This is a genomic window from Ectothiorhodospira sp. 9100 (assembly GCF_022227565.1).
GTDB classification, from domain to species: domain Bacteria; phylum Pseudomonadota; class Gammaproteobacteria; order Ectothiorhodospirales; family Ectothiorhodospiraceae; genus Ectothiorhodospira; species Ectothiorhodospira marina.
The window spans coordinates 38,734-58,475 of record NZ_JAJNAN010000019.1 but is presented as its reverse complement, the minus strand read 5'-3'; the positions used below and the strand labels follow the sequence as shown (position 1 = coordinate 58,475).

The following is a 19,742-nucleotide window of genomic DNA, read 5'->3' as shown; positions in this document are numbered from 1 at the left end:
ATGCTCCCACGGGGGCTTTCGTAGCCAATGGGGTTTTGAAAAGGGCTCTGAAGTATCAGGATTTCGGGGGCGCCTCAAGGTTTCCCCCTCAAAGGATGCCGTTTCGCACTGATCTGGAGGCTGACACACTTGACTCAATCCAACGCAGACAACCCGACCGCTTCATCCTCGGCACCCTTCCTGCCACACGGAGGACGTCTGCGTGCAGCGGCCCGGGAAGAGGGCATTCCCCTGGAGGAATGGCTGGACCTGTCCACCGGGATCAACCCCAATGGCTGGCCCGTACCCGCCGTGCCCACTTCCCAGTGGATGCGTCTGCCGGAAGAGGACGATGGCCTGGAGGCGGCGGCCACACATTATTATGGTAGCGACCCCCTCCTGCCCGTGGCCGGCTCCCAGGCAGCTATTCAGGCCCTGCCCACCTTGCTGCCGCCGGGCCGGTGCGTGGGGGTCCTGCACCCCAGCTACGGCGAGCATGCCCATGCCTGGAAGCAGGCCGGTCACACGGTGCGGGCCCTGGCGCCGGAGACCATCGAGGAACATCTGCCGGCCCTGGATGTCCTGCTGCTGGTGTATCCCAACAACCCTACCGGCGCCCTGTTCGACCCCGCTCGGCTACAGTCCTGGCATCAACGCCTGGCGGACAAGGGCGGCTGGCTGATCATTGATGAGGCCTTCATGGATGCCACCCCCGAGCGCAGCCTGGCCCCCACCTGCCCCCAGCCGGGCCTGATCGTACTGCGCTCCCTGGGCAAGTTTTTCGGCCTGGCCGGTGCCCGGGTGGGTTTTGTCTTCGCCGAGGTGGACATCCGTCAGCGCCTGGCTGCCGCCCTGGGGCCGTGGACCGTGACCGGGCCCTCGCGCTGGGTGGCCACCCAGGCCCTGGAGGATCGCGACTGGCAGGAGCAGACCCGCTTTAGCCTTTACGAGGCTGGGGCACGGCTCAGGGATTGCCTGGATATCCACGGCCTGCCGCCCGACGGCGGCACCTCACTTTTTCAATGGGGCCGCACCGACCAGGCGCGGGAGATTCACCAGGCCTTGCGGCGCCAGGGCATCCTGACCCGGTTGTTCACGGATCCGCTCAGCCTGCGTTTTGGCCTGCCTGCGGATGAATCGCAGTGGCAACGCCTGGAAGATGCATTGAAGGAAGTGCTCGGGGCGAGCGGCGCATGAGTCGAGGCACCCTGATGATCCAGGGCACCACCTCCGATGCGGGCAAGAGCACCCTGGTGACTGCCCTGGGGCGCGCCCTGGTGCGGTGCGGCTTGTCCGTGGCCCCCTTCAAGCCCCAGAACATGGCCTTGAACAGCGCCGTCACCCCCGAGGGCGGCGAGATCGGACGGGCCCAGGCGGTGCAGGCCGCGGCCTGCCGCCTGGCGCCGCACACCGACATGAATCCGGTGCTACTCAAGCCCTGCTCGGACCAGGGGGCCCAGGTGATCCTGGACGGGCAGCCCCTCACCTTGTCGGAGGCGGGCGCCTATCACCGCATGAAGCCTGAGTTGCTTGGCCGGGTGGTGGCCGCCCACGGGCGACTGCTGGCCCGACATGGTGTGGTGCTGGTGGAGGGCGCCGGCTCCCCGGCCGAGATCAATCTGCGCGAGGGGGATATCGCCAACATGGGCTTCGCCGAGGCGGTGGATTGCCCGGTGATCCTGGTGGCCGATATCGACCGTGGTGGTGTGTTTGCCCATCTGGTGGGCACCCTGGCCCTGCTGTCGGCCTCGGAGCGCAAGCGGGTGGTGGGCTTTGTGATCAATCGCTTTCGGGGCGATATCCGCTTGCTGGAGTCGGGTCTGGAGTGGCTGGAGCAGGAGACCGGCAAGCCGGTGCTGGGGGTGCTGCCGTATCTCAAGGGGCTGTACCTGGAGGCAGAGGATGGACTGTCCGAGACGCTCAACGGTACAGAGACGAACGCCCTGCCGGGTGAGACGGTACTGAACGTGGTGGTGCCCGTCCTGCCCCGCATCAGCAACCACACCGACTTCGACCCTTTGAGGCTGCATCCCCGGGTGAACCTCATCTGGGCCGGGCCGGGGGACACCCTGCCGCCGGCGGACCTGATCATCCTGCCCGGGTCCAAGGCGGTGCGGGCGGACCTGGCCTGGCTGCACGAACAGGGCTGGGTGAAGGACATCTTCAGACACCTGCGCTATGGCGGGCGCCTTTTGGGCATCTGCGGCGGCTTGCAGATGCTCGGGCACGCCATCCATGACCCGGAAGGGGTGGAAGGGGAGCCGGGCAGCAGCATGGGGCTGGGCCTGCTGGAGATGGAGACCACCCTGGCCCAGGGCAAGCAGTTGCGCCAGGTGCAGGGGCATCTGCAGGATGGTACGCCACTGGAGGGCTATGAGATCCATGCCGGCGTGAGTCGCGGCGCGGCGCTGGCAAGGCCGGCAACACAACTGAACCATGGGCCGGATGGGGCCGTGTCGGAGGATGGGCAGGTGCTGGGCACCTATGTCCACGGCCTGTTCGATTGCGGCGAGACCCTCAGTGCCCTGCTGGCCTGGGCCGGGCTGGATGCCGTGTCCGGCAGGGATCTCTCCCGGGACCGGGAGGCCGGTTTCGAGCAACTGGCCGATGCGGTGGAGACCCATCTGGATATGGAGCGGATTCTGGGGTGGCTGGAATGAAAGAACTGATCCTGGGCGGCGTGCGCTCCGGCAAGAGCGCCCTGGCCGAACGCTTGGCGGTGGAAAGCGGCCTGCCGGTGACCTATGTGGCCACGGCCCGAATGCGGGATGACGAGGAGATGCGTCAGCGCATCCAGCACCATCAGGACCGCCGACCCGATGACTGGGGTCTGGTGGAGGCAGGCGCCGATCTGGGCCATGTGCTTCAGGCGCACGCCCGCCCCGGCCACTGCCTGCTGGTGGATTGCCTGACCTTGTGGCTCACCCACCTGCTCTGGGACGAGGATGAGGACACCTGCCGCCAGGAACAGACCCGTTTTCTGGAGGCGCTGTCGGATCTGCCCGGACACCTGATCATGGTGAGCAACGAGACCAGCATGGGCATCGTGCCCATGGGAGAGTTGACCCGACGTTTTTGTGACGAAGCCGGCCGGCTTCATCAGGCCGTGGCGGCGCGAAGCGACCGCGTGGTACTGACCATCGCCGGCCTGCCCCTGGTACTGAAAGGAGAAAGCCTTTGAATAATGAAACCCCCTGGTTGCAGGTGCCTGCCGCCGATATCGACGAACAGGCCCGCCTGGATGCGGAAGAACGCCAGACCCGCCTGACCAAACCCCTGGGCTCCCTGGGTCTGCTGGAACCCCTGGCCTGCCGCCTGGCCGGCATGCAGGGCAGTGCCACGCCCCGTGTGGATAAGGTCCAGATCAGCATCTTCGCCGGCGACCACGGCGTGGCGGCCGAGGGCATCTCCCGGTTTCCCCAGTCGGTCACGGCGGAGATGGTACGCAACTTTGCCCGGGGCGGTGCGGCCATCAGCGTGCTGGCCCGATCCCTGGAAGCCCAGCTTGAGGTGATCAACCTGGGCACCGTCACCGATACCGGCCCCCTGGAGGGGGTGCTGGATGTGCGCGTGGGCCCGGGCACCGCGAATTTTGTCTCTGCGCCGGCCATGGATGTGCATCAACTGGCCCTGGCCATGAACGCGGGTCGCCACAGTGCCGAGCGCGCCCGCCTGGCGGGTACCGAACTCTATATCGCCGGCGAGATGGGCATCGGCAACACCACCGCTGCCGCCGGCCTGGCCTGCGCCCTCATGGGGCTGGACCCGCGCGAACTGGCGGGCCCCGGTACCGGGCTGGATGTGGCCGGGGTGAGCCACAAGGCCGAGGTGTTGCGTCGGGCCCTGGCCTTCCACAAGGACCACCTGGAAGACCCGGTGGAATGCCTGCGTCGCCTGGGAGGCTTCGAGATGGCGGCCATGAGTGGTGCCTACCTGGCCTGTGCCCAGATGGGGATGCCCATCATGGTGGATGGCTTCATCAGTTCCGCCGCCGCCCTGGCCACGGCGCGCATCTGTCCCAGTGCCCGTCACTGGATGATCTTCGGGCATGCCTCGGCGGAGCCGGGCCATCGCCACGTGTTGTCCTCCCTGGCTGCCGATCCCCTGCTGGATCTGGGCATGCGCCTGGGCGAGGCCAGCGGTGCCGCCACTGCCGTGCCCCTGCTGCGCCTGGCCTGTGATCTGCACGGTCGCATGGCCACCTTCGATGAGGCCCAGGTGTCGGAGCCTGAGTAAGCGTGTCCTCTTCCACCTCTTATATCGACCTCATGCGTCACGGCGAAACCACCGGTGGTTTCGCCTTTCGCGGCAGCCTGGATGACGCCCTGACGGATCTGGGTCGGGCGCGGATGCAGGCCGGGCATGATCGGCACGGTCCCTGGCAACAGATCACCAGTTCCCCCCTGCGGCGCTGCTTGGCTCCCGCACAGGACTGGTCCCGGGAGGCGGGGATCGCACTCCAGGAAGAGTCCCGTTTGCGGGAGATGCATTTTGGTGCCTGGGAAGGGCGCACTGCAGCGGAGCTCATGGAGAGCGAACCCGAGGCCCTGGGTCGGTTCTGGCAGGACCCGCTGAACCACATCCCGCCGGGTGCGGAGCCCCTGGTGGATTTCCGTGAGCGGGTGTTGCTGGCCTGGGAAGCGGCCCTGACGCGCAGGGATGCCGGTCCGCAACTGCTGGTCACCCATGGGGGGGTGATCCGCCTCATCCTGCTGCATGTGCAGCAACGCCCCCTGTCGGATCTGCTCAAACTGGAAGTACCCCATGCCTGCGTCTTCCGCATTCATCTGCAAGCGGGGGGCGAGGTGAGTACCGTCAGCGCGCTGGGCGCCGTGGACATTGAAACAACAACCGGAGATCCCTCTTGAAGCCGTTTCTGGTGGCCCTGCGTTTTTTGACCCGTTTTCCCGTGTCCTGGAACAACCCCACCGATCGACAGGTGGGGCAGTCGTTGCTGCATTACCCCCTGGTCGGGCTGCTCATGGGGCTGTGCCTGGCGGGCCTGGCCTGGCTGCTGGGGGAGGGGGTGCTGGCGGCTGCACTGATCATCGTTGCCTGGGTGGTGCTCACCGGGTTGATGCACATGGATGGGCTGGCCGATACCGCCGATGCCTGGATTGGGGGGCTGGGGGATCGGGAACGCACCCTGGAGATCATGAAGGACCCCCGGTGCGGTCCGGCCGGTGTGACCGCCCTGATCCTGGTGCTGCTGGTCAAGTTCGCTGCCGTGCTGGAGTTGCTGGCGCTGCTGGGGCAGGGGGGCTGGATGGCCCTGATCCTGGCGCCCCTGCTGGGGCGGGCCGCCCTGCCATTGCTGTTTCTCACCACACCTTATGTACGCCCCGGTGGTATGGGCAGCCTGCTGGCTGAACATTTTCCCCGCTCCGCCGCCTGGGTGGTCACGCTCGGGGTGGGTGTGGCCGTTGCCGCAATGCCCCTGGTGCTTGGCCTGGGTTGGGTGGGGCTATGGGCCCTGCTCGGTGCAGGGGGGGTATTCCTCCTCGGCCGCATCTGGATGCGCCACCGCATCGGCGGCACCACCGGGGATACCGCCGGCGCCCTGGCGGAGCTGGTGGAGGCCGGCGTTTTGGTGGCCGTGGTCCTGATGATGTGAACCTGCCCCGGATCGAAACTTGATCCGGGGCAGGTGGTCAAGGTGAAGCCACCCGAGCCCTCTGCTACTCTATGCGGCTTCATAGCCAACCCCACAACCGAGGGACTCCATGAAAGTTCGCACCCGTTTCGCCCCGAGCCCGACAGGTTATCTCCATATCGGTGGCGCCCGTACGGCGTTGTTCTCCTGGCTGTATGCACGCAAGCACGGCGGAGAATTCGTGCTGCGCGTTGAGGATACCGACCTGGCTCGATCCAATGCGGAATCGGTGAACGCCATCCTGGAAGGCATGAACTGGCTGGGCCTGGAATACGACGAAGGCCCCTTCTATCAGACCGAGCGATTTGATCGCTATAAGGAGGTGGTGCAACGGCTGATGGACGAGGGCCATGCCTATCGTTGCTACTGCACCCGGGAAGAACTGGATGCCATGCGCGAGGAACAGATGGCGCGCAAGCAAAAGCCCCGTTACGACGGTCGCTGCCGGATGCGCAAGGAACCTCGCGAAGGGGTGGAGCCAGTGATTCGTTTCAAGAATCCGGTGGAAGGCATCACCACCGTGGACGACATGGTGCGTGGCCGGGTCACCTTCCAGAACAGCGAGCTGGATGACCTGATCATTGCACGCTCCGATGGCACTCCCACCTACAATCTCACGGTGGTGGTGGACGACTGGGATATGCAGATCACCCATGTAATCCGTGGGGATGATCACCTGAACAATACGCCCCGGCAGATCAACATCCTCAAGGTCCTGGGGGTGGAACCGCCGCGTTATGCGCACCTGCCCATGATCCTGGGCCCGGATGGCGCCAAGCTGTCCAAGCGCCACGGGGCGGTCAGTGTCATGCAGTATCGGGATGACGGTTTCCTGCCCGAGGCCCTGATCAATTACCTGGTGCGCCTGGGGTGGTCCCACGGGGATCAGGAGATCTTCACCCTGGATGAACTCATCGAACTCTTTGATATCGACGACGTGAACCACTCGGCCTCCGCCATCAATCCGGAAAAGCTGTTGTGGCTCAATCAGCACTATATCAAGACCCTGAACCACGATTACGTGGCCCGCCAGCTTTCCTGGCACATGGGCCAGCACAACGTGGATCCGTCGGGCCATCCTCCGTTGCGTGAAGTGGTGGATGTGCAGCGTGACCGCGCCAAGACCCTGGTGGAGATGGCGGATACCAGCCTGTATTTCTACCAGGACTTCGACGCCTACGAGGAAAAGGCCGCCCGCAAGAATCTCAAGCCCGAGGCCGCGCCGGTGCTCCAGGCCCTGCATGGCGCCCTGGATGCCCTGGCCGAATGGCAACCCGAGTCGATTCACCTCGCGGTGGGTGGCGTTGCGGAACGTTTGGAGTTAAAATTGGGCAAAGTTGCACAGCCCCTTCGGGTGGCGGCAACCGGGGGTTCGGTTTCTCCCTCCATCGATCAGACCTTGTATCTGCTCGGTCGGGAACGCACCCTCAGGCGTATCAAGCAGGCCGTTGAATGGATTGAGTCACAAACTGTTGACAACACCTGAAACGACCCGTAATATACGCACCTCCTTCGGGGCCATAGCTCAGCTGGGAGAGCGCTTGCATGGCATGCAAGAGGTCGGCGGTTCGATCCCGCCTGGCTCCACCAAATGCTTTACCCGGTGATCAGGAAGATCCGGCATGTATCGATTAGGCAAGATGTCGATGCTGGTCGGGGCACTGATCTGTTTGATCAGCCTGATCACCGGTTTTACCGCCATGTTCGCCGGTTACGATGACTTGGCAAAGTATTTTCTCTCGTTGGTTCCGATCAGTTTCCTGTTGGTCTTTACTGGACTGGTCACCGTTGTTTTAACGGCGCCCAGGGACTGAATGTGACCCGAGAGAGTGGTTTTGAAAGGTCTTGTCCTGGCCTTTCAAGAACACTTAAAAAGTTCTGGCAAAAATGATTTTTTCTGCTAGAATGCCCGCTTTCTCTAGTCCCCATCGTCTAGAGGCCTAGGACACCGCCCTTTCACGGCGGCGACCGGGGTTCGAATCCCCGTGGGGACGCCATCTTGAAGATCAAGGCCCGGATGACCAGTAATGGTTTTCCGGGCCTTTTTCGTTGTGGATTCTCCATGGCGTGACCGCATTCCCATTGGCTTTATTGGTGCGCCGCGTATGATGATGAGCGGTACTTTCCCTGGATGGAGCATGTCATGAACAAGTGGTGTCTGGTTGGTGTTGCCGCTGCCTCGGTGTGGGCGCTGGTGGGCTGTGGCGAGGAAGATCACGTCCAGCTGGAGCAAGATGGCCTTGATCCGGCGCGACTGGGTGACGCGCTCTGGGATTGTGGGGGCATTCCCGTGATCACCCGCTTTCGGGGGGAATCCCTCGAACTGGTCATGGATAACCATATCCATCAACTCCAGGCCGAGCGCGCCGCCTCTGGTGCCCGGTATGCGGGCAGTGTGAATGGCAGTCCCGTGTCCTTCTGGAACCGGGGAGATGAGGCTGTGCTCACACTGGATGATGAGACGCGGCTGGACTGCCATGTGACCCGGCCACCCACCTATCGCGCCCAGGGCAATGAACCTGGCTGGCGGGTGGATATCGGGCCGGAGAGGCTGGAGTTGTCCATGGACTATGGCCAACGGACACTGACTCTACCCACGCCAGACGTCACCATGGAGGGCCCAAGCGCCCTTTATGCGGCATCCACCGACGAAGGGCCGCTTGACATTCGTATTGAGCCAGGACTGTGCCGTGACACCATGACTGGCATGAGCTATCCGGACCAAGTGAGCCTGACCTGGGGGGAGGCCCGGGTGAAAGGGTGTGGAGGCGATCCCCATGATCTGCTCGTGGGGGAGGAATGGCGCGTGGTGAGCATGGACGATGAGCCCTTGCTGGACGATTCCCGCGCGACGGTTGATTTTCTGGCCGGGGAGCGGGTGGCAGGAGTCGCCTTCTGCAATCGTTATACGGGGCCCTATCGCCTGACCGGGGAGGCCATGGAGGTGGGCCCCCTGGCCAGTACCCGGATGGCCTGCCCTGAGCCGGTGATGGAGCAGGAGCGCTTCTTCCTGCGGCACCTGGAGTCGGTGAGCCAGCACCGTTTTGATGAGGATGGTGCTCTGGTGCTGGAAACCGAAGAGGGTCTCAGCCTGCGGGCGGTGAGGGGCGACGAGTAACGCGTTTGTCTCGGCATCCAAACCATTGATGCCAGACAATTATTCCGGTTATCTGAAGAGGAGGTCAATCGCTACCCTGGGGCGCCGCGGGGATGCTATTGTCCAATCATGGGAGGGGAGGCGGTCTCCTTTCCGACACCAGGCAGGTCGTGATGTCACAGGATAGGACAGCACCATGGTTGATGGATGTTCCGGGTGGAGAAGTGGCCTCTTCCATCCCGGGGATGCCTCTTGCAATGGTCAAGTCGGATCGCAAGGGCATCATCCTCAGCGTGAATGAGATGGCCGGCAGTCTGCTGCAGTTCGGCGGGCGCACCGGTCAGCCGTTCGGGGGGAAGCTGCATCTGGGGGAGTGGCTGGCTCCGGGCCAGCCCGATTTGTTTGAAGATCTCCTCCTGGAGGCTGCGGACAAGGGGGCCTCTCTTGCCCAGGATGTGGCCTGCGTGGACACCGCGGGTCGTGGTTTCCGGGTGGATCTGCTGGTGGCGCGTGAACCCGCGTGCGATGCTGAACCGGAAACGTTCGTTTTTTTCCTGGCAGAGCGTCTGCGTACCCCCCCACCGAATTCCCAGGCCAACGGTCTGCTGCGGCATTTCTACGACCTGCACGTGATGGGCATGGCCATCCTGGATCCGGTGGCTTATCGCTGGCGGGCGGTCAATGACCGATTGTGTGAAATCCTGGGTTATGAGCCTGAGGCCTTGCTTGACCAGCCGTGGGAGGCTGTCTCCGATCCCTCCGATCCCGATTTTGATCAGCAGGCCTTTCACGAGCTGTGCTCGGGCGGTGCCGAGGCCTATGTGGGGGAGAAGCGTTTTCTGCATCAGGATGGACATGTGGTCTACGCGGGCATGCATGTGCGTGCCGTGCGCGATGCCAGCGGTGTCCTGCAGGGCTGCCTGGTGACCCTGCGTGACCTCACCGAGGTCCAGAAGGTGACGCGGGAAGCCCGTCGGCAGCAACACCTGCAAAACCTGATCAGCCGGGTCAACCAGGCCATTGTTCGTACGCGAGGCCTCAAGCCCCTGTTGCAGGAGGTCTGCCGCATCAGCGTCACGGAAGGCAGGTTCAGTGCCTGTTGGATCGGGGTATGGGAGCTTTCGGATACTCGCAATCTGAGGGTGTTTGCCCGTGCGGGCGAGGACGTGGGCGACATCGATCCCTTGCACAGTTCCAGGGAATGGCAACAGGGCCTGGAGGCGGACGATGGTGGGCGCCTGGTGCTCAATGAACTCCATCCGGATGAGGGGTTGCCGGGGTCCCGATCAGCAGCCCGGGCCGGGCGACGGGCCCTGGCTCGCTTCGCTCTTGGAGGCCGGGGCGCCGTGACCGGCACGGTGAATCTGTTTTCCGACGAGCCCGGTTTCTTCAGTCCGTCCGTGATGTCATTCCTGGCCGAGATGGTCGAAGATCTTTCCGTGGCGCTGGATCGGCTGACCGCTTTGGAGGCCCTGGAACTGGCCAACAAGCTGGTGGAGTCCAGCCCGGTGGTCCTGTGTCGTTGGTCACCGCAGCCGGGTTGGCCGGTGGAATACCTGTCCAGCAATGTGGCTCGGTGGGGTCTTCCGACGGCAGAGTTGGTCTCCGGTGAACTGCCCTTCCTGGACCTGGTGCATCCCGATGACCGGGATCGGGTGGAGGCCGAGGTGGTCGAGCATGTGCGTCAACGACGTCCGCGATATCGTCAGGAGTACCGGGTGATCACGGTGACCGGCGATGTCATATGGATCGAGGAGTTCACCCGCGCGGAATACAGCGAGGCTGGCGAGCCTCTGGTTTTCGAGGGGGTGCTCACCGACATTACCCCGCGAAAACAGCAAGAACAACGGGAGGCCTCCCGCAGTCATGTGCTTTCGCTGCTGGCCCAGGGGGCGCAGCTACAGATCATCCTGGAGGTGCTGGCCCAGGAGGTGGAACTGGAGTGCCCGGACATGCGCTGCAGCATCATGCTGGCGGATGAGTCCGGCGGTACGCTCCTGGTGGGGGCTGCCCCGAGTCTGCCGACTTTTTTCAATCGCGCCGTCAATGGGACGCCGATACAGGAAAACGTCGGCAGTTGCGGTCATGCAGCGGCCACCGGCAAGGTGGCCATCGCGGATGATATCCAGACGGACCCGCGTTGGGCGCCAGGCAGGGCCATTGCTCGGGAGGCCGGTCTGGCCTCCTGTTGGTCGGCGCCCATTCTGTCAACCCGCGGCCAGGTGCTGGGGACATTTGCCATCTATCATGAACACATCCACAGCCCCAGTGAACGCGATATCCATTTGATCCAGGAGAAGGCGAACCTGGCGGCCATTGCCATCGAGCGCACCCGGGACGCAGCGGCCCTCAGGGAGAGTGCCGAGCGCTGGCGCTTTGCCCTGGAAGGGGCTGGAGATGGTGTCTGGGACTGGAATCTGGAGTCCGATGAGGTGATTCTGTCCCATCGTTGCATGGAAATCGTGGGCATCGACGACAAGCATTCTGCGCCCCGTTACGAGCAGTGGCTGGCCCGGGTGCATCCGGATGACCTGGATCACCTCAACGAACATCTATGGTCGCACCTGGATGGCCGTCTGCCCAACTTTGCCTGCGAGCATCGGGTGCGCAGTGAGCGGGAGCAATGGCGGTGGGTCCTGTCCCGGGGGCTGGTGGTGCGCCGGGACTTGCGTGGCAAGCCCTTGCGCATGGTGGGCACTGTCACGGACATCAGCGAACGCAAGCGCATGGAGCAGGAACTCAGGGAGATGGCCACCACGGACTACCTCACGGGCCTGGCCAATCGTCGGCATTTTCTCTCACGTGTGACCGAGGAGATCGCCCGCATGGAGCGTGGCAGCCATCAGGCCGTGGTGATGATGCTGGACCTGGATTACTTCAAGGCCGTCAATGACAATTATGGACACTCCGCCGGGGACGCAGTGCTGCGGCATTTTTCCCACCTGATGCGCGATTGCCTGCGCAAGACGGACATTCCCGGTCGGGTAGGGGGGGAGGAGTTTTCTGTCCTGCTGCCCGACACCGAGACTGAAGCGGCCCTGCACCTGGCTGAGCGTCTGCGCGCACGTGTGGAGCAGGTGCCGGTGAAGGTGGGGGCACAAACTATCCCCATCACGGTGAGCATCGGCCTGACCCCGTTATGCACCACGGACATCTCGCCGGATGATGCCCTGCAGCGGGCCGATACGGCCCTGTATCAGGCCAAGTCGACAGGTCGCAACCGTGTGGAATTTCTTGCCGCGCCGGATTCGTGAGCGCCCGTTGGCGGCGGGTCTTCAGGTTGGACCGGTAATGCCCAAGGAATTGTAGGAAAGGTTACAATGCCCGGCTTAACACATCGAATGACGCGGAGAAGCCATCCCATGGTCGCAGGTCTGGACGAAAAGCTGGAACCCATCTATCAGGAAGTGCTGCACAGGAACCCCGGGGAAACGGAATTTCACCAGGCCGTGCGGGAAGTGTTGGAAACCCTCGGTCCAGTGCTGGTGAAATACCCTGAACTGGCCGATCGCAAGATCATCCAGTTGGTCTGCGAGCCTGAGCGGCAGATCATTTTCCGGGTGCCCTGGCAGGACGACAAGGGGCAGACCCACATCAATCGCGCCTTCAGGGTGGAGTTCAACAGTGCGTTGGGCCCCTACAAGGGGGGGATGCGCTTTCATCCCTCCGTTTACCTGGGCATCATCAAATTCCTGGGCTTTGAGCAGATCTTCAAGAATGCCCTCACCGGCATGCCCATTGGCGGCGGCAAAGGCGGCAGCGATTTCGACCCCAAGGGGCGTTCCGGCGGCGAGATCATGCGCTTTTGCCAGAGCTTGATGACGGAGTTGTACCGCCACCTGGGGGAATATACGGATGTGCCCGCCGGCGACATCGGCGTGGGTCAGCGGGAGATCGGCTTCCTGTTCGGCCAGTACAAGCGCATCACCAACCGCTATGAATCGGGCGTGTTCACCGGCAAGGGCCTGGATTGGGGCGGCAGCCGCGCCCGCAAGGAAGCCACCGGCTTTGGCACCGTGTTCTTCACGCACGAGATGCTCAAGGTGCGTTCCGATTCCCTGGACGGCAAGACCTGCGTGGTCTCCGGCTCCGGCAACGTGGCTATCTATGCCATGGAGAAGGCCATGGAACTGGGGGCCAAGGTGGTGGCCTGCTCCGACTCCAACGGCGTGATCGTGGACAATGAAGGCATCGATCTGGATCTGGTCAAGCAGATCAAGGAAGTGGAGCGTCGCCGGATCAGTGCCTACGCTCAGGAGAAGAAGAGCGCCAGGTATCTGGAAGATGGCAACATCTGGGAAGTGCCCTGCCATGTGGCATTGCCCTGCGCGACCCAGAACGAGCTCAATGGTCACGATGCCAAGGCCCTGGTGAAGAACGGCTGCATCCTCGTGGCCGAGGGTGCCAACATGCCCTGCACCCCGGAGGCGGTGCGTATCTTCTCCGACGCCGGCGTCGCCTTTGGCCCGGGCAAGGCGGCCAATGCCGGCGGGGTGGCCACCAGTGCCCTGGAGATGCAGCAGAACGCCAGCCGCGACTCCTGGACCTTTGAGCACACCGAGGATCGTCTGCGGGAGATCATGGTGGATATCCACCGCAACTGCTACGAGACCGCCGAGGAGTTTGGTGCCCCGGGTAACTATGTGACCGGCGCCAACATCACCGGCTTCCTGAAGGTGGGGCGTGCCATGATGGCGATGGGTGTGGTCTGACGCTTCGGGGCACGCCCGCCCCTCACCCCAACCCCTCTCCCCAAAGGGGAGAGGGGCTCTGATGTTCCTTAGCCCCGACCGAAGAGTGGAGCCTTAAGCTCCCTTCTCCCCTCCGGGGAGAAGGGCCGGGGATGAGGGGGGGGGGCTCATTGGCCTTCCTGGTAACACACCAGCCGCTGACTCACCACGTCGGCCACCAGCCTCAGGCCGACCCCGGTCATGTTGTGCACCGCCACGGCGCCCAGTACGTCGGCATCCAGACCATCCAGCGAATCTTCATCGATCACTTCCCGGGGCGTGCCGGTCAGCCACTGGGGATGATAGTGGGTGTGCCGGTCGTGAGGCCGCACGGCCACGTAGGCGATGCGTGATTCCACCAGATCCTGGAAGAAGTGAGAGCCATAGGACAGGTCCGGCACCACGCCACCGCCCAGTTCCGCCACCTCCATGATGACTGCCATGCGGCTGATATCGGCGAAGCGGATGGGCACGCCCAACTCGGGTGTGCTGGTGCCCCAACGCCCCGGCCCGATCAGCAGGGTAGGGCAGTCATCCCGGTTATCCAGGGCCCGATTGATTTGGCCCACCAGGCGAGCCACGGCGAATTTCTGGTGTGGGTTCAGGGCGCTGTAACGCTCGCCATCCACACGGATCACCCGATGAATGGGTTGATCCATGCTGCCACCCATGAAGTGACCCCGGGTGGCCAGCAGCAGATGATCGTCCGTAATCCCTTCGGGGACGGTCACGGGCCGGTTTTGGCCCAGGGTCTGCAAGGGACGGCATTGCACCAGGTTGAAGGAGGGTTGTCCTTCAAGGCCGATGTGTACCGTGAATTCCACGTCCACCGGATAGTCGTAGGTGGCCTCCAGGGTCTGAAGTAATTGCTGCATCAGCGGTACGAAAGGTGTCTTGGCAAGGAGCGGGCCGAAACTGATTCGCCAGGGAGGCGTGAGCCCATGTTCCCGTGCCCGCTGGAGGGCTTCGCGGTCCCGCTCTCCACACCAGCCCAGGATGCGTTCCATATCCGCATCCAGTGAAGCCAGTTGGCGCAAGGGGATGCTGGACAGGGTGTTGCCGGTCACATCCAGGGTATCCGCCTGGTGCTGGGAGAAGCGCAGGGCGTCCTCCTTGTCCCGGAAGGGGCGCATCTCAGGCTGATCCAGGGGCACGACGCATGCATGGTCGTCGTCGTTCCGGTCCACGGCCCGGGTGCCCAGACCCACCACGAGACGTACCATGCCAGCGGCGGGGTCCATTCGGGGATCCCAGGTAAAGATGTTGCGCGACACACCCACGCCAGCAGCATCGGGCAGGTAGTGTCGGCCGTGATAACGACCATTCACCCGTTGCAGCAGCAGGGCCATGGGTTCCTCCATGCCGTCCAGTCCGCGCTGCTGGCGGTACACCAGAGCGTCTTCGCTCATGGTGCTGGCAAAGACCTGGCGAATGGCCTCCTCCAGGCGGGCCAGGCGCTCCTCGGGGGAGCCCTGATTCACCAGGAAGACGCTGTCATACTTGCCCGCGAAGGCGTTGCCAAAGCCATCCTCCAGCAGACTGCTGGAGCGCACCAGGATCGGGTACTGGCCGAAATAATCCAGCATCCGGGCCAGTTCCATGCGGGTTTCCTCGGGGAGTGCCCCTTCAAGCATGCGTGTGTGTAACTCACGGCCTTCGCTGTAGTAGCCCTCGGGTTCGTGCTGGCGCATGAGCAGCGGCCACAGGCCGTTGTGCACCAGGAAGGAGTAGTACACGTCGGTGCCCAGAAAGAATGAGTCATGGGGCTCCAGGTGTGCCGCCCAGGTTGTCGGATCCCTGTCCGACAGGATGCGTCGGGCCAGCAGCATGCCCACCGCCTTGCCGCCAATGTAGCCACTGCCGATCACCCGGGCACGGATGGCCATCAGATCCTCCAGGTGGAAGAATCGACGCGCCAGGTCCAGAATGCGTTCATCCCGTCCCAGGAGCACCCGGCACAGGCGTTCCACCTGGGCGAGTCGGCCGTCCTCGTCGTCGGGTTGTTCAAGTTGCCGGGCGGCGGCGAGGAACAGGGCATCCCAATAGTCCAGTTGGCGCTGCGGACCCTGGCTGTGATCAGGTTGCAAGGCTGCTTGCACGCGGGTGGCATCGCTGCTGTCGATCACCGGCTCGAAGCGGTGTCCGTGATGGCGATGGGGAAGAAACATGGTGGGAGACTGGCGGCGCCAGACCTTGACGGGCTGCACATGGCATTCGCCGGCGGTACGGCGCACATCGATAAGCACCTGCGTCGTCTCGCGGATACGCGCCACGGTGGTGTGGGAGTGGTGGTCGTTGAGCAGACCAAAATAGGCGACCGTGTCCAACTCGAACAGGTAGGGGCAAACCACCCGGAACAGGTTGCCCACCATCAGATCCGTGGCCCAGTCCTCCAGCAGGTCGGAGAGGCAGTCGAACACATAGAAGGCCCCGCGCCCATGGTCGGTGATCAGGCGGTATACATGTTCGGTAAAGGCCTCGAAGCCACTCAGGGCATCCAGGTGGACCACCCGCACATTGGGCCCGGCCTCGACCAGCGGGGCGTGATGACCGAAGCGCAGATAGATGATGCTTCGGTCACGAGCCAGGGCGGCTTGCACGAAGCCATCGATGAAGCGTTGATAGTCATCCACATGATCCACGCGCCATACCACGTTGTCGCCGATGCGCAGACAATCGATCACCTCATCCAGCCCTGGCAGGCCGGTGGAGACGCGTGTAACCTCGGCTTGGTATGTCATGAACTTGCCCTGGATCATGGGAACAGCGGCTTGTGCCGTTGTGGCCGAACTTCCCGGGAGTAAGTATTCACCCGGTGTTGATCGCCTTGTATCATGCGCGGGGTGATGGGCCCAAGCCGGATCGACTGCGGGACATGGCAGACCGGGGCGTATGAGGGGGCTCAATCTGCGCTTCAACTCACAAGGGGATGACCAATGGCATTAATTGAATGTCCCGAATGCGGCCGGGAAGTTTCGGACAAGGCACCGACCTGTCCAGGTTGCGGGGCACCCATCGCGGCTCAGGAAGACTCGGAAGTCATGGAGCGGGAGCCGGGTATGGAGTACGAACAGGAAGTGGATGAGGAATGGCTGCGGGGCGAACAGGAATACATGGCCTTTACCGATCGGGTGGCCCGCCACCGTGTCATGTCGGTATTGCTCTTCTTCGCGGGCCTCACCCTGGGCATGGGCATGAAGGCCTGGGTGGGACAGGATGGTGACGGTCGCGCGCTCGTTTACTACGTGGCTGACCTCATGGTGTATGCCGGAATTATCTGGCTGGTGTTCAACGAAGGCCGCAATCTCTGGTTTCACCGTAAACTCGGCAGCTGAGGTCGGTCTACCTGCCTGCCGGGGGCATGCGTGCTTGTTTTTGCGAATGCCGCGCGCTAACCTCCGGCGCTTGGCCGCGATCCATTCCCTCACCTCGGCCCGGGCGGCCAATCACTTGCTGGAAGCCTGAGCATCCCCCATGAATGGGCCCGGACGCCGAGATGCCAGGGGCCCGCCCCCGGCGCTAGTGAAGAACCTTAGACCGTCCTGACGGTATGACCGAGGAGAATACGGCGTGAACTCGACTTGCAACAACGACTGCCCCGCACCGCCGGACGGCGAGGGCAGCGTCCAGGTATCCATGGACCCCAATCTGCACATCGGCAAAGCCAGGGTGTTCGCCATTTATGGCAAGGGGGGCATTGGCAAGAGCACCACCTCCTCGAATTTGTCCGCCGCCTTCTCGCGACTGGGCAAACGGGTGATACAGATCGGTTGCGACCCCAAGCATGACTCCACCTTCACCCTGACCAAATCCATGGTGCCCACGGTGATCGACGTGCTCGAGTCCGTGAATTTCCATGATGAGGAATTGCGCCCGGAAGACTTCGTCTTCGAGGGCTATAACGGTGTCATGTGCGTGGAGGCCGGAGGTCCCCCGGCGGGTACCGGGTGTGGCGGCTATGTGGTGGGTCAAACAGTCAAACTGCTCAAGCAGCACCACCTACTGGAAGATGCCGATGTGGTGGTCTTCGATGTGCTTGGTGATGTGGTCTGCGGGGGGTTTGCCGCACCACTGCAACATGCGCATCAGGCACTGATCGTCACCGCCAATGATTTTGACTCCATCTTTGCCTTGAATCGCATTGCTGCCGCCATCGAGGCCAAGGCCAAGAATTACCAGGTGCGTATCGGTGGGGTGATTGCCAACCGCAGCGAAAATACCGATGAGATCGATCGCTTCAACAATGCCGTGGGTCTCAACCGCCTGGCGCATTTCCCGCTGCTGGACGTGATTCGTCGCAGTCGCCTGAAAAAGTCCACCGTCTTCGAGATGGAGGACGAGCCGGAATTGATCACGGCTCAGCAGGAATATATGCGCCTGGCCCAGAGTCTGCTCGATGGTGTGGAATCGCAGCGCGCCACGCCGATGAAGGATCGAGACATCTTCGATTTCCTGGGATTTGATTGATGATCGCCGGAGGTATCGCATGTACCAGACCAGTGGGAGTGATCCGCGATGAAGGATAGAAAGGCCTCGGGCGCCTTCATGGGCATCCTCAGACGGTTGGGCCCGTCGGTCCTGCCGTTTGCCGATGCAGCCACCAAGGAGCTGCCATTGCCGCGGCTGTTGCGACTGGCGCTTTTCCAGGTGTCAGTCGGTATGGCCATCGTGCTACTCACCGGCACCCTCAACCGCGTGATGGTGGTGGAGATGGGTGTTCACGCCTGGCTGGTGGCCCTGATGGTTTCCCTGCCTCTGCTCTTTGCCCCCCTGAGGGCCCTGTTGGGCCACCGGTCGGACAATCATCGATCCGCTTTTGGGTGGCGCCGGGTGCCCTATCTCTGGTTTGGCACACTGTTGCAGTTCAGTGGCCTGGCCATCATGCCGTTTGCCCTGCTGGTGCTCGCCGATGGCAGCGGGCCCGCCTTCCTGGGGCCCCTGGCTGCGGCCCTGGCCTTCCTGCTGGTAGGAGCAGGCCTGCACACCACTCAGACGGCCGGCCTGGCCCTGGCCACGGACCTGGCAGCCCCCGAGCAGCGTCCCCGGGTGGTGGCCCTGCTCTATGTGATCCTGCTGATGGGTATGGTTCTGGCCTCGGGTCTGTTTGGCTGGCTGCTGACTGATTACAGTCCGGGTCGCCTGATCGAAGTGCTGCAGGGCGTGGCGGTGATCACCATTGCGCTGAATCTGTTTGCCTTGTGGAAACAGGAGTCCATCAATCAGGATCGCGCCAAGAGGCGTCATCAACCGGGGGTGCCCTTCATGGAGGCCTGGCGGTCATTCGCCTCCATGGGGCATGTCCGCCGACTGTTGGTGGTCATCGGTCTGGGCACGATGGGGTTCAACATGCAGGACATCCTGCTGGAACCTTATGGCGGTGAAATCCTGGGCATGTCGGTGTCCGCCACCACCACGCTCACGGCCCTGTGGGCCCTGGGGATGCTCATGGCCTTCTCTCTGGCCGGTTATGTGCTCACCCGAGGAGGGGACCCCTACCGGGTGGGGGCCACCGGCGCAGCCATCGGCGTGGTGGCCTTCATCATCGTGGTGCTGGCCGTGCCGTTGGAGTCCACGCTGGTCTTCCGTCTGGGCACGGGCCTGATCGGCTTTGGGGGTGGGCTGTTTGCTGTTTCCACCCTGCTGGCCATGATGGCCTTTGCCCGTCATGAGCAAAGCGGCATGGCCGTGGGAGCCTGGGGCGCCGTGCAGGCCACTGCTGCCGGGGGGGCCATCGCCCTGGGCGGCATCATCCGGGATATTGCCGGATTCATCACCGGCGGTGGGCTGCTTGGGGAGACCCTGGCAGCGCCTGCAACGGGTTATCTGGCAGTGTATTACCTGGAGATCGGTATTCTCCTGACGGCGCTCCTGGTGATGATCCCGCTGCTGCGCGAAGGCGGTCCACGCCATGGCGCGGGGGATGCCCGCTTCGGCATGCCGGATTTCCCCACCACTTGATCCTGATGGGAGTCGGGGGCGCCGTGGCGAAAAGCTGCGGCGCCCCTTTTTTTGTGGGGGAGATCCATTGCCGCAATGGCTTTCTGCCGGCGAGGCCAAAATGATGATCTGGGTCAGAAAAACGGCAGCACAGGATGCGGGAATGGCTTGGAATGGAATGGCTCCGGTGCGGTGGATGGGGGTCTAACCATTTGATTTTACATTGTGAGTCGCGTTTTTCCGGGTGGTTTTGCCTGTCTGTGCGGAGGCCGTAGGCCAGCTTGACATTTAACCCTGTCAACGTAGACTTACAACCAGACTGAAGCAGGGGTTTTTGAATCGGAAA

Annotated in this window: 15 protein-coding genes and 2 tRNA genes; 16 read left to right on the top strand and 1 reads right to left on the bottom strand. The window is 63.1% G+C overall.

The features are described from left to right. The first annotated feature begins 129 nt into the window (after nt 1-129). The 13 genes from cobD to gdhA all read left to right on the top strand — a co-directional run bounded on the left by cobD (nt 130) and on the right by gdhA (nt 13,441). Complete coding sequence (gene cobD, locus LPW29_RS07990) at nt 130-1,176, top strand: threonine-phosphate decarboxylase CobD (RefSeq protein WP_238627571.1); 1,047 nt, start codon at nt 130-132, stop codon at nt 1,174-1,176. Further along, nucleotides 1,173-2,639: a cobyric acid synthase gene (locus LPW29_RS07985; RefSeq protein ID WP_238627570.1), complete on the top strand. Its 1,467-nt coding sequence runs from the start codon at nt 1,173-1,175 to the stop codon at nt 2,637-2,639. Before cobD ends, LPW29_RS07985 begins: the two co-directional genes overlap by 4 nt. Further along, nucleotides 2,636-3,160: a bifunctional adenosylcobinamide kinase/adenosylcobinamide-phosphate guanylyltransferase gene (gene cobU / locus LPW29_RS07980; protein WP_238627569.1), complete on the top strand. Its 525-nt coding sequence runs from the start codon at nt 2,636-2,638 to the stop codon at nt 3,158-3,160. Before LPW29_RS07985 ends, cobU begins: the two co-directional genes overlap by 4 nt. Beyond that, nucleotides 3,157-4,215 carry a nicotinate-nucleotide--dimethylbenzimidazole phosphoribosyltransferase gene (cobT, locus tag LPW29_RS07975; RefSeq protein WP_238627568.1) on the top strand — a complete coding sequence of 353 codons (1,059 nt, stop codon included), beginning with the start codon at nt 3,157-3,159 and terminating at the stop codon, nt 4,213-4,215. The genes cobU and cobT overlap by 4 nt, the downstream gene beginning before the upstream one ends. 2 nt (nt 4,216-4,217) lie before the next feature. Then, nucleotides 4,218-4,847 (top strand): histidine phosphatase family protein, encoded by a 630-nt coding sequence (locus tag LPW29_RS07970; protein ID WP_238627567.1) that lies wholly within the window; start codon nt 4,218-4,220, stop codon nt 4,845-4,847. Continuing rightward, a complete protein-coding gene (locus LPW29_RS07965; RefSeq protein ID WP_238627566.1) occupies nt 4,844-5,593 on the top strand; it encodes an adenosylcobinamide-GDP ribazoletransferase in 750 nt (249 codons plus the stop codon). Before LPW29_RS07970 ends, LPW29_RS07965 begins: the two co-directional genes overlap by 4 nt. A gap of 109 nt (nt 5,594-5,702) precedes the next feature. After that, on the top strand, nt 5,703-7,118 hold the full coding sequence (gltX, locus tag LPW29_RS07960; RefSeq protein WP_238627565.1) for a glutamate--tRNA ligase: 1,416 nt from the start codon (nt 5,703-5,705) through the stop codon (nt 7,116-7,118). Between the two features lie 28 nt (nt 7,119-7,146). After that, nucleotides 7,147-7,222: transfer RNA gene (locus LPW29_RS07955), tRNA-Ala, on the top strand. 32 nt (nt 7,223-7,254) lie between these two features. Next, a complete protein-coding gene (locus LPW29_RS07950; protein ID WP_238627564.1) occupies nt 7,255-7,446 on the top strand; it encodes a hypothetical protein in 192 nt (63 codons plus the stop codon). A gap of 107 nt (nt 7,447-7,553) precedes the next feature. Continuing rightward, nucleotides 7,554-7,629: transfer RNA gene (locus tag LPW29_RS07945), tRNA-Glu, on the top strand. Nucleotides 7,630-7,775: 146 nt separating this feature from the next. After that, the gene (locus tag LPW29_RS07940) at nt 7,776-8,750 is read left to right on the top strand and encodes an META domain-containing protein (protein WP_238627563.1); all 975 of its coding nucleotides are present in this window, start codon (nt 7,776-7,778) and stop codon (nt 8,748-8,750) included. A 236-nt stretch (nt 8,751-8,986) separates the two neighbouring features. After that, nucleotides 8,987-11,983 carry a diguanylate cyclase gene (locus LPW29_RS07935; protein WP_238627562.1) on the top strand — a complete coding sequence of 999 codons (2,997 nt, stop codon included), beginning with the start codon at nt 8,987-8,989 and terminating at the stop codon, nt 11,981-11,983. A gap of 108 nt (nt 11,984-12,091) precedes the next feature. Next, a complete protein-coding gene (gene gdhA / locus LPW29_RS07930; protein WP_238627561.1) occupies nt 12,092-13,441 on the top strand; it encodes an NADP-specific glutamate dehydrogenase in 1,350 nt (449 codons plus the stop codon). A 146-nt stretch (nt 13,442-13,587) separates the two neighbouring features. On the opposite strand, the gene LPW29_RS07925 is transcribed toward gdhA, so the two are convergent. Then, nucleotides 13,588-16,200, bottom strand: coding sequence for a PEP/pyruvate-binding domain-containing protein (locus LPW29_RS07925; RefSeq protein ID WP_238627560.1), 2,613 nt, complete (start codon nt 16,198-16,200; stop codon nt 13,588-13,590). Nucleotides 16,201-16,395: 195 nt separating this feature from the next. Here LPW29_RS07925 and LPW29_RS07920 point away from each other — a divergent pair, with 195 nt between their 5' ends. The 3 genes from LPW29_RS07920 (at nt 16,396) to LPW29_RS07910 (ending at nt 19,417) form a co-directional block, all read left to right on the top strand. After that, the gene (locus tag LPW29_RS07920; protein ID WP_238627559.1) at nt 16,396-16,794 is read left to right on the top strand and encodes a zinc ribbon domain-containing protein; all 399 of its coding nucleotides are present in this window, start codon (nt 16,396-16,398) and stop codon (nt 16,792-16,794) included. A 301-nt stretch (nt 16,795-17,095) separates the two neighbouring features. After that, nucleotides 17,096-17,926, top strand: coding sequence for a ferredoxin:protochlorophyllide reductase (ATP-dependent) iron-sulfur ATP-binding protein (bchL, locus tag LPW29_RS07915; RefSeq protein ID WP_238627574.1), 831 nt, complete (start codon nt 17,096-17,098; stop codon nt 17,924-17,926). Between the two features lie 48 nt (nt 17,927-17,974). After that, complete coding sequence (locus tag LPW29_RS07910; protein ID WP_274520318.1) at nt 17,975-19,417, top strand: BCD family MFS transporter; 1,443 nt, start codon at nt 17,975-17,977, stop codon at nt 19,415-19,417. Nucleotides 19,418-19,742 lie beyond the last annotated feature (325 nt).